We start from the raw sequence: 10,322 nt of genomic DNA on the forward strand, positions 1-10,322 counted from the left end.
AACGCCCGTGTCAGAGACGACCACCCTCAGCCCCGCGCCGGAGACGGCGACCGCCCCGCAGGTCCGCGAGATCGGCATCATCATGAACGGCGTCTCGGGCCGGATGGGCTACCGCCAGCACCTCGTCCGCTCGATCCTCGCGATCCGCGACCAGGGCGGCATCGAGCTTCCGGACGGGACCAAGGTCACGGTCAAGCCGCTCCTCGTCGGTCGCAGCGAGGCGAAGCTCGCCGACCTCGCCGCCAAGCACGGCATCGAGGACTACACGACCGACCTCGACGCCGCTCTCGCCGACCCGCGCTGGGAGATCTACGCCGACTTCCTCGTCACGAAGGCCCGCGCGTCGGCGCTGCGCAAGGCGATCGCCGCCGGCAAGACGATCTACACCGAGAAGCCCACCGCAGAGTCGGTCGACGAGGCGCTCGAGCTCGCGAAGCTCGCCGCCGAGGCCGGGGTGAAGACCGGTGTCGTGCACGACAAGCTCTACCTCCCGGGCCTGCAGAAGCTGAAGCGCCTCATCGACTCGGGCTTCTTCGGCCGCATCCTCTCGGTGCGCGGCGAGTTCGGCTACTGGGTGTTCGAGGGCGACTGGCAGCCCGCGCAGCGCCCGAGCTGGAACTACCGCGCCGAAGACGGCGGCGGCATCATCGTCGACATGTTCCCGCACTGGAACTACGTGCTCGAGAACCTCTTCGGCGACGTCAAGACCGTCTACGCACAGGCCGCCGTGCACATCGCCGACCGCTGGGACGAGAAGGGCGAGCACTACACCGCCACGGCCGAGGATGCCGCCTACGGCGTCTTCGAGCTCGAGGGCGGTGTCGTCGCGCAGATCAACTCGTCGTGGACCGTGCGCGTCAACCGCGACGAGCTCGTCGAGTTCCACGTCGACGGCACGCACGGCTCCGCCGTCGTGGGTCTGTTCGGTGCGAAGATCCAGCCGCGCAACGCGACCCCGAAGCCGGTGTGGAACCCCGACCTCGAGGACACGCACGACTACGACGCCGACTGGCAGAGCGTGCCCACCAACGACGTCTTCCTCAACGGCTTCCGTCAGCAGTGGGAGGAGTTCCTCACCTCCTACGTGGCCGAGACCCCGTACGAGTTCGACCTCCTCGCCGGGGCGCGCGGAGTGCAGCTCGCCGAGGCGGGCCTGCAGTCGAGCCGCGAGGGCCGCAAGGTCGAGCTTCCGGCTCTGAGCATCTGAGCGCCGCACGATGACCGATCTCGCCCTCCTCGGCGCCGACGGCGCCGTCACCTCCGTCCCGCTGAACGACGCGCCCGGTTTCGCCCGGCCGACGAGCGCGCTGCGCAGCCGGGTCGCGTACGCGGCGGCCCATGTCGTTCCCGTCGTCTCGGCCGACAACACCCCGGGCCAGCCGGCGCAGATCGACTGGGACGCGACCCTCGGCTTCCGCCGCGCCGTGTACTCCTGGGGTCTCGGCGTGGCCGACGCCATGGACACCGCGCAGCGGAACATGGGGCTCGACGCCGCCGCGACGCGCGAGCTCATCGCTCGCTCCGCCGAGGTCGCGCGCGAGGAGGGGGGCTCGGTCGTCGTCGGCGTCAACACCGATCACGTCGACGACGAGCACATCTCGCTCGATCAGGTCATCGACGCCTACAAGAGCCAGCTCGCGTTCACGGAGGACCAGGGTGCGGGTCCGGTGCTCATGGCGTCGCGGCACCTCGCCCGTGCGGCGTCGTCGGCCGACGACTACCGCCGGGTGTACCGCGAGGTGCTCGCCGCGGCATCCGGTCCGGTGGTCCTGCACTGGCTCGGCACCGCCTTCGACCCGATCCTCGCGGGCTACTTCGGCTCATCCGATTGGCGCGCGGCATCGGACGTCCTCGTCGAGATCATCGGCGAGAACGCCGACCGGGTCGCGGGCGTGAAGATGAGCCTGCTCGACGCCGCGTCCGAGGTGTCGGTGCGCGAGCGGCTGCCCGAGGGCGTGCGCATGTTCACCGGCGACGACTTCAACTACGTCGGCCTCATCGGCGGCGCAGACGTGCCCCAGGCGACCCAGCCCGAGCGCGACCTCGCCTCGCCGCGGCAGCACTCCGACGCGCTGCTCGGCGCCTTCGCGGCGATCACTCCGGTCGCGTCCGCCGCCATCCAGGCGCTCGACGCCGGGGATGCCGACCGGTATCTCGCGATCCTCGGACCGACGGAGGAGCTCAGCCGGCAGATCTTCGCGGCACCGACGTTCTACTACAAGACCGGCGTCGCGTTCCTGTCGTGGCTCAACGGCCATCAGGCTGCGTTCCAGATGGTCGGCGGACTGCACTCGGCGCGCAGCCTGCCGCACCTCTCGCGGATCGTCGAGCTCGCGAACGCGTCGCACGCGCTCGAACAGCCGGAGCTGGCCGCGGACCGCTGGCACGCGATGCTGCATCTGAACGGAGTCCGGGCATGAGCGTCGTCGACCCGCGCCTGTCGATCAACCAGGCCACGATCAAGTACGCCGACCTCGCGACCGCGCTGCGGGTCACCGCGGATGCCGGGATCGAGGCGATCGGACTGTGGCGCGAGCCCGTGCAGGAGGTCGGTCTCGCCACCGCCGCTGCCATGCTGACGGACTCGGGCCTGCGGTTCACCACACACTGCCGGGCGGGCTTCTTCACGATGCCGGAGGGTCCCGCCCGGCGCTCCTCGATCGATGACAACCGGGTCGCGATCGATGAGGCCGCCGCGCTCGCCGCCGCCGGTGCGCCCGGCTCCACCGCGATCCTCGTGCTGGTCGCCGGCGGACTGCCCGAGGGGTCGCGCGACATCGTCGGCGCGCGCGAGCGGGTCCGCGATGCGATCGGCGAGCTCGCCCCCCACGCGAAGGCGGCGGGGGTGACGCTGGCGATCGAGCCGCTGCATCCGATGTTCGCCTCCGACCGCTGCGTCGTCTCCACGCTCGGCCAGGCCCTCGACATCGCGGCCGACTTCGAGTCCGAGGTCGTCGGCGCCACCGTCGACACGTTCCACATCTTCTGGGACCCCGACGTCCTGCCCGCCATCGAACGGGCCGGACGCGAGGGTCGCATCGCGACGTACCAGGTGTGCGACTGGCGAACGCCGCTGCCCGCGGACGTCCTGCTGAGCCGCCATTACCCGGGCGACGGGGTCATCGACTTCGCATCGCTGACCCGGGCCGTCGAGGCGACGGGGTACGACCGCGACATCGAGGTGGAGATCTTCAACGCCGACATCTGGGCCGCCGACCCCGCCGCGGTCGTGCGCCGTACCGCCGAGGCGTTCGGTGAGGCTGTGACGCCCCACCTCTCGGGCGCGCGCACCCCCACCGCATAGACTCGGCTCGTGGGACAGACGGGGATGTCGCCGCGTGGCTCGGCCACGCTGCACGATGTGGCGAGAGAAGCCGGGGTGTCGCTCGCGACCGCCTCGCGGGCGCTGAACGGCTCGACCCGCAAGGTCGCCGACGCCTATCGCGAACGCGTCGAGCAGGCCGCGGCCCGGCTCGGCTACACGGCGAACCTGTCGGCGCAGGCGACCGCTCGCGGCACGTCGGCGATCGTCGCGCTGCTCGTGGCCGACATCGCCGACCCGTACTTCGGGCAGCTCGCGGCAGGCGTCGCGCGCGGCGCCGACGAAGCCGGGCTCGTCGTCACGGTCGCCATCACCGAGCGCGATCCCGCGCGTGAGCTGCGGCTCGTCCGTGCGCTGCGCGGACAGCGTCCTCGCGGCATCATCCTCGCCGCCTCGCGCACGTCGCGCGAGATATCGGACGAGCTGAGAACCGAGCTCGACCTCATCACCGCGAGCGGGGGAACCGTCGTCGCGTTGGGCCCGGGTGCCCCCGGCATCCGCAGCGTCGCCATCGACAACCGCGGCGGCGCCCGCGAGCTCGGGGCCGCGCTCGCCGCGCGCGGCTACCGCTCGGCCATCGTGCTCGCCGCCGCCGAGGGCGTCGTGACGAGCGACGACCGTCTCGCCGGCTTCGCCGACGGCTTCACGAGCGGCGGGGGAGCCGAGCCCCGCGTGTACCGCGGTGGTTTCAGCCGTGAGTCCGGCGCCGAGGCGATGTCAGCGGCCCTCGCCGACGGCGTCGAGCCGGGAACCGTCGTGTTCGGCATCAGCGACGTCGTCGCCATCGGAGCCCTCACCGCGGTTCGTGCCGCAGGACGCGAGCCCGGCACCGACATCGCGCTCGCCGGCTTCGACGACATCCCGACCGGTCGCGACGTGACACCGCCCCTGACGACCGTGCGGGTGCCGCTCCCCGATGTCGGGTACAGCGCGCTCCGCGCCGCCGTCGACACGGATGCTGACGGGGCCGCGGCTGCGCTGCCCCTCGAGGTGCTCGTGCGCGAGAGCACCCCGCCGCGGAGCGCGTGACGTGACGCGCGTCGTCGTCGCGATCGACAGCTTCAAGGGGTCCATCGCGGCCGCTGAGGCTGCGCGTGAGCTCGCCGCGGGATGGGCATCCGCCGACGCCGACGCGGTTCTCGAACTGCGCCCGATGGCCGACGGCGGCGAGGGCACGCTCGACGCCTTCGCCGCGGCGATTCCCGAGGCGCGCCGGATGCCCGTGACCGTCACGGGCCCCGCGAGGACAGCCGTCGATGCGTCCTGGCTGCTGCTTCCCCCGACATCCGGCGACCGGTCCGCGCCGTCGGGTCGCGGCTCGGTGGGCGTCGTCGAGCTGGCCTCGACCTCTGGGATCGAGCTGCTGGGCGACGAGCGACGCGGCCTCGACGCCGACACCACCGGATTCGGCGAGGCGATCGCCGCCGCGCTCGACGCCGGAGTCGACCGCCTCGTGCTCGGCATCGGATCGAGCTCGTCGACCGACGGCGGGGCCGGGATGCTGCGCGCGCTGGGCGCCCGGTTCACGGATGCCGCCGGACGAGACGTCGTGCCCGGCGCGCGCGGCCTCGCCGACATCGCGCACGTCGACCTGTCGGAGCTCCGACCGCTTCCCCCGGGCGGCGTCGACGTGCTCAGTGACGTGTCGAACCCGCTGCTCGGTACGCGGGGCGCTGCCGCCGTGTTCGGACCGCAGAAGGGGCTCGACACGGCTCAGGTCGCCGCAGCCGACGCGGCGCTGAGCAGGCTCGCCGACCTCGTGCCGGATGGGGCGTCGCTTGCTGCCGCGCCGGGGGCGGGAGCCGCCGGCGGCACCGGGTTCGGGTTGCTCGCGTGGGGCGCGCGCCTGAGCCCGGGCGCCCGCGAGGTCGCCGCGCTCATCGGCCTCGCCGACGCCATCGCCCGAGCCGACCTCGTCATCACGGGCGAAGGCTCGTTCGACGGGCAGTCCGCGGCGGGCAAGGTCCCCGCGTTCGTCGCCGAGCTCGCCGCGGGCGCCGGGGTGCCGGTCGCCCTCGTCGCGGGGCGGATCGCCGCTGACGCCGACACCGCAGCGTTCGCGTCATCCGTCTCGCTCACCGACCTCGCGGGGTCGGCCGAAGCCTCGCTCGCCGACCCCGCCCGCTGGCTCCGCGCGGCGGGCGCGGCTCTCGGCGCTACCTAGCCCGCCCGCGCGTTGACTCGCCCGAGTGAACGGCTTCCCCGCGAACGCACCGCTTGCTCACGCAGGAAGGCCGTTCACTCGGCGCTTGGCCGTGCATTGAGTGAGGGATGCGAGGATGCCGCGGGCTCGGGGCGGTGGACGCCGCGCGGTCGGTAACCGAGAGCGTCCGAGACTCCGAGCAGGTCGGCGAGGTACCAGGCGATGGCGAGCCACATCTCCGTCCCCTGGAGGCCCGGCTCTGCACCGGCGAGCCGGAAGCTCATCCCCGCGCCCGGCTGCCAGCCTCCCAGCACATGATCGAGGAGGCGGACTGCGAGGTCATCGACCTCGGCACGGCGGTATCCGGCTGCCTGCGTGAGCCAGAGCGGATGCGTGACGTCGAGCACATTGCAGGCGTCGAGCCGTGACGGGGCGAACCATCGCTCGTCGCGGGCGTGTCGCAGCACCGTGTCGATGACGGCTTCGGGATGGGGAACCGGGATGCCGTGCTGTGCGAAGGTCCCGCGCGTCGCCCGGTAGAAGCCGTTGACGACGAGCAGCAGGCCGCGGTCGGCGGAAGGCCGGCCCCACATACCGCTCGCGGCATCCGCATGCGTCACGAGCCATCCGAAGAGGGCCTCGGCCACGCCCGGCGCGATCCGGTCGCCCCGGCGCCTGGCCCAGAGCAGAGCCGTCCCGATCGCGTCGACGTGGTGCCCGGCGTTCCAGGGGTCGGTGTCCCAGGGCAAAGAATCGAGTCGCGCGATGACCGAGTCGGCGGTGGCATCGGCGACGAGTCCGATGGGGTGGGCGAACTCCGACCCGATCAGATCGAGCGCGTACCCCGTGGACAGCACGTGGTAGGCCGTGTCGCCGTCGTCCCATCTCGGGACGTCGACCGAGCCGAGCGGGGGCACGGCGCCCGTCGCCGGGTCCTGCCAGCCGCGCAGTCGCTCGATGAGCCCGGAAGGATCGCTTCCCGGCGGCGTGGAGCCCAGCAGCAGGTCGGCGATCTCGACCGCGTCGCCCTGCGCGCGCACCGTCGGGGGAACGCCCGGCCGGTCGGTGTACAGCCCGGTGGCCGGGTCGAATGAGCGGGCGAGCAGGGCGGTCGCATCGGCGCGGGCCCGGTCGGCGAACGCGGCCACGCGATCACGCAGCCGATTTCTTTCGGGTGCGGCATCCGCCGGCGGCACCCGCCACCGCAGCAGACGAGCGGGATTACCGCCGACGATCGCGCCCGCGGGAACGTCTTTCGTGACGACGGCGCCCGCCGCCAGCACTGCCGATGCGCCCACGGTCACGCCATCGAGCACGACGACGTGCGAGCCGATCCAGACGTCGTCACCGATGCGGATGCCGCGGCTGGTGAGCGGCTGCCGGAAGACGGGCGTCCCCGGCTCCATCGAGTGGTTGAAGCCGAGCACGGAGCTGTGCGCCCCCATCCTCACGCCGTCGCCGAAGACGACGTCGCCGCGGACGACGGTCGAGGTGTTCACCGAGCAGTCCGCGCCGATACGCAGGGTGCCGGTCAGGTACGCCCCCGCGGCGATGTACGAGCGATCGCCCAGGATGAGGGCCTCCGCGTCGAGCGCCGCGAGTTCGGAGACGAAGCAGTCCGCACCGAACGACCAGTCCGCGTGCTCGTCCGCCAGCGCCGCCTGATGCTTGAGCTGACGCCGCCGGCTCTCCTCGGGTGCCGTGGACCAGAAGTCCCACGGCGAGTAGTCGTGGCGGTCGATCACGCCGGGTCCTTCGCGCGCGGGGCGACGGTCGACTCGCGCACGACGAGGGTGGGGTTGAGCATCACGCGACGGGTGGGGCGACCGGGGTCGGCCATCCGCGAGACCAGCAGCTCCACGGCCGTCTCGCCGACACTGACGCGGGGTGGGGCGACGGCGGTGAGGGCCGGCGTGAACAGCTCGGCGACCTCGTCGTCGTAGGCGATGATCGACAGGTCTTCGGGCACCGAGATGCCGCGGTTGAGCGCCAGATCGACGAACGCCATCGCCTCGGGGTCCGAATGTACCAGCAGGGCGGTCACCCCGCTTCCGAGCGCGCGGTCGAGCGTCGTGTCGACCGCGGCGGAGAACTCCGCGCTCGCCCGGTCGGGCAGTGTCGTCTCGATGTGCTGAGCGGGCGTGAGCCCGAGCTCCTCGCATGCGGCCTGCCAGCCGGCGGCGATCTTGCGCGAGGTGGGGGAGTTGCGCGAGAGCACCAGCCCGACCTTTCGGTGTCCGAGCGACGCGAGATGACGCGCGGCCAGGACCGCGCCGAGGGCGTGGTCGGTGGTCACGGCCTCGACGGGCACGCCAGCGGGCTGGACGATGGCGTCGCGCTCGACGAGGACGCTCGGGGTGCCGCACGCGGCGAGCCACTGCACCACATCCTGGGAATGCGGGGTGTCGGTGTTCGGCGCCACGATGAGGCCGCGGATGTCGCCGCTCGCGACGAGACGCTCGAGCACGGGGCGCTCGTCCTGCAGCTCGTACGACGCTCCCCGCAGGTGGACCTTGAGCCCGTGTCGGCGAGCGGTAGTCTCCATGCCTCGAACGACCCCGGGCCAGTAGAAGTTCAGCGACGGCACGAGGACGGCGATCGAACCCGTCGAAGCCTCGCCGCCGCCGCCAGCGGCGGGCGCGTGCGGGTGCTGCCCGTTGGTGGGGATCGCGCCCCCGTGCACGCGCTGCAACAGCCCCTCCTGCTCCATCTGCGCCAGATCGCGTCGCAGGGTCACGGTGGCGGCGCCGAGCTCCTCGGTCAGCTGCGAGATGCGCACGGCGCCCTCGCGCTCCATCGTCGCCAGGATGTGCGCGCGGCGTTCGGCGGCCAGCAGCGCCGGTGTGGGGTCGGTCATGGTCGCTCGTCCTCGTTCCGTTCCTGTTCTACCGTGACACGCAGCTCGGTACGACCGTCGACGTCGACGGCGAGCCGGCTGAGGCGGCCGCCCCAGACGTCGGTCAGCATTGGATCGTCGAGTTCGCGAACGACGAGGGTGTGCGGTGCGCCGGCGGGCCACGTGATCCGGACCGGGGTCGCACCGTCGAGCGGGCTCACGCGAGCCCACCCGTCGCCCGTCGTCACCGAGCCCGCGAGGAGCAGGCACACCTCGGTGTCCGGTCCGGCGGCTTCCCAGCGGTCGTCGATCGTGACGCGTCCCGAGCGGTGAAGTGCAGCCCGGCGTCGCCACGAGCGTACCGACCCGGCGGGGTAGGCGCCGCCGATCTCGAGATCCAGCGCGCTCATCTCATCCAATCGGACGATGACCGGATCGGATGCCGCGAAGGCCGCGCCGTGGGGCTGCGCCGCCCCCGAGATGTGCGGCACGCTGTGCCAGTCGCTCTGCATCGTCCAGAGGTCGTATCGGTCGGGGCCGAAGGTCTGTACGGTGTAGGTCGGCCGGCCGGCGTCGACGATCACGGGGACGCCGTCGGACGCGACGATGATCGAGCCGACGTCGTTGTGGTTGTGGTTCTCGTCGTTGTGGCCGCCCTTCATCACGATGGTGAGTCCGGCGGCGCTGCCCGCGTGGCCGCGGGCGAGCCAGACCTGCGTGGACGGAAGCCAGACCTCAGGGGGCAACGGGCTGGATTCGCGCGGCTCCGCGAGCCACGCGTCGTCGGTCAGCGCGCGCAGCAGACGACCAAGTCCGGCCTCCTCGGTGGCGGGGAGATCGTTGCGGCGCTGCGCGACGGCGTGGCGGCGGGCGTCGTCGTCGCCGACGGCGCGAGCCGCCCGGTGCAGGGCGTGCCAGGGCTGATCCGCCGGGGGACGGGCCGGACCGTCGGCGAGGTTGACGTACCACGGACCGCCGAGGTGCGAGCGATGGGGGAACGCGACCGTTTCGCGCAGGGCCTCCACCTCGGGCACCGGATTCCACGCGCCATCGGTGGCGTAGGCGAGCAGGTCGAGAGCCTCGAGCGCCCGGCACGCACCATTCCACCAGTACGCGTATCCCTCGTCGATCGCGCCGTCTGCCGGCAGCACGGCGACGTAGCGGTCCAGGCCCTGTGCCACCAGGGCGACGAGCTGATCGCGTTCATCGCCCTCCTCGCACAGGACGAGCCCCGCGACCAGCACGTTCCCGTGGATCCAGGGATTCCAGTTGTGGACGTGCCCGTCGAGCCCGAGCCAGTGCCAGTCGCGTCGCGAGAGGAACGGCTCGATGACGCGCGTGCGGGCCTCGTGCCGGATGCGCTGCCGCAGCCCGGGGTATCGCTCGTCGAGCCGGCGACCGAGCACGTGATCGATCCACGCGAGCTGTCCGACCACCTCTCCCGCGCCGAGATCGAGGAAGGGGTCGGTGACGGTCGCGAGAACGGACCCATGCCGCGCATAGGTGTCATCGTGGGCGGGCCAGCACCACGTCGACTGCTCGCAGAGCAGCCACACGCCGTCGACGACCTCGTCGAGATATCTCGGATCGTCGTCCGAGAGGGCCGCGACCACGGCCCGGCTCAGTCGTCGTTGGCGAGCGAAGACCTGTTGCTCGTATCCGTCTCGGTCGCCGTCTCGATGGACGCGCGCGGCCGCGCTCGCGCGGGGCTGCGGCCACGGCGCATCGAGGTCGGCACGCGCGCGGTCGACGAGGCGGCGACCGACGTCAGGCGAGACTCGCGCAGCCCAGCGCTCCGCCGTGGGCACGGGAAGCGCGTCGGCGGGAGGACGGAGGCGCGCGGGGATGCCACCGCACACCGCCGCGAGCGGGCCGGCGAACCTATCGGTGTTCCACAGCACGGGTGCTCCTTCGAGTGACGACGATGTCACCAGTCCAGACGAATTAATCGATCAGAAACGATCATAAAGAATCTAAGAAGATCTTGCAATGATCGAAATGGGTTGCTAATCTCCGAATCG

Annotated in this window: 7 protein-coding genes and 1 pseudogene; 5 read left to right on the forward strand and 3 right to left on the reverse strand. The window is 72.1% G+C overall.

Features of this window, described 5'->3' with window-relative positions; genetic code table 11:
- Positions 1-82 precede the first annotated feature (82 nt).
- Genes DO944_RS08210 through DO944_RS08230 form a run of 5 tightly spaced genes read left to right on the forward strand, consistent with a single transcriptional unit; the run spans position 83 to position 5,486 of the window.
- Positions 83-1,207 (forward strand): Gfo/Idh/MocA family protein, encoded by a 1,125-nt coding sequence (locus tag DO944_RS08210; RefSeq protein WP_112616967.1) that lies wholly within the window; start codon positions 83-85, stop codon positions 1,205-1,207.
- A gap of 10 nt (positions 1,208-1,217) precedes the next feature.
- Entirely contained in the window at positions 1,218-2,420 is a 1,203-nt protein-coding gene (locus DO944_RS08215; protein ID WP_112616434.1) for a dihydrodipicolinate synthase family protein, read from the forward strand.
- A complete protein-coding gene (locus tag DO944_RS08220; protein ID WP_112616436.1) occupies positions 2,417-3,304 on the forward strand; it encodes a sugar phosphate isomerase/epimerase in 888 nt (295 codons plus the stop codon). The genes DO944_RS08215 and DO944_RS08220 overlap by 4 nt, the downstream gene beginning before the upstream one ends.
- A 9-nt stretch (positions 3,305-3,313) precedes the next feature.
- Positions 3,314-4,351 (forward strand): LacI family DNA-binding transcriptional regulator, encoded by a 1,038-nt coding sequence (locus tag DO944_RS08225; RefSeq protein WP_258524618.1) that lies wholly within the window; start codon positions 3,314-3,316, stop codon positions 4,349-4,351.
- Between the two features lies 1 nt (position 4,352).
- Positions 4,353-5,486 carry a glycerate kinase gene (locus DO944_RS08230; RefSeq protein WP_220118294.1) on the forward strand — a complete coding sequence of 378 codons (1,134 nt, stop codon included), beginning with the start codon at positions 4,353-4,355 and terminating at the stop codon, positions 5,484-5,486.
- A 1,244-nt stretch (positions 5,487-6,730) separates the two neighbouring features.
- Here DO944_RS08230 and DO944_RS16035 read toward each other — a convergent pair.
- From DO944_RS16035 to DO944_RS08245, 3 genes and pseudogenes are all read right to left on the reverse strand, one after another.
- Positions 6,731-6,910: pseudogene (locus DO944_RS16035) on the reverse strand (acyltransferase); the annotation flags it as partial.
- 296 nt (positions 6,911-7,206) lie between these two features.
- The gene (locus DO944_RS08240; RefSeq protein WP_112616444.1) at positions 7,207-8,322 is read right to left on the reverse strand and encodes a substrate-binding domain-containing protein; all 1,116 of its coding nucleotides are present in this window, start codon (positions 8,320-8,322) and stop codon (positions 7,207-7,209) included.
- Positions 8,319-10,202: a heparinase II/III family protein gene (locus DO944_RS08245; RefSeq protein WP_112616446.1), complete on the reverse strand. Its 1,884-nt coding sequence runs from the start codon at positions 10,200-10,202 to the stop codon at positions 8,319-8,321. The genes DO944_RS08240 and DO944_RS08245 overlap by 4 nt, the downstream gene beginning before the upstream one ends.
- Positions 10,203-10,322 lie beyond the last annotated feature (120 nt).

Origin of the sequence: Microbacterium sp. SMR1, assembly GCF_003289625.1 — a bacterium.
Lineage (GTDB): Bacteria > Actinomycetota > Actinomycetes > Actinomycetales > Microbacteriaceae > Microbacterium > Microbacterium plantarum.

What these genes read in the sequence shown, in the direction of transcription:
- DO944_RS08210 (WP_112616967.1), top strand. Translation starts at nt 83, where the DNA reads ATGAACGGCGTCTCGGGCCGGATGGGCTACCGCCAGCACCTCGTCCGC.
- DO944_RS08215 (WP_112616434.1), top strand. Translation starts at nt 1,218, where the DNA reads ATGACCGATCTCGCCCTCCTCGGCGCCGACGGCGCCGTCACCTCCGTC.
- DO944_RS08220 (WP_112616436.1), top strand. Translation starts at nt 2,417, where the DNA reads ATGAGCGTCGTCGACCCGCGCCTGTCGATCAACCAGGCCACGATCAAG.
- DO944_RS08240 (WP_112616444.1), bottom strand. Translation starts at nt 8,322, where the DNA reads ATGACCGACCCCACACCGGCGCTGCTGGCCGCCGAACGCCGCGCGCAC.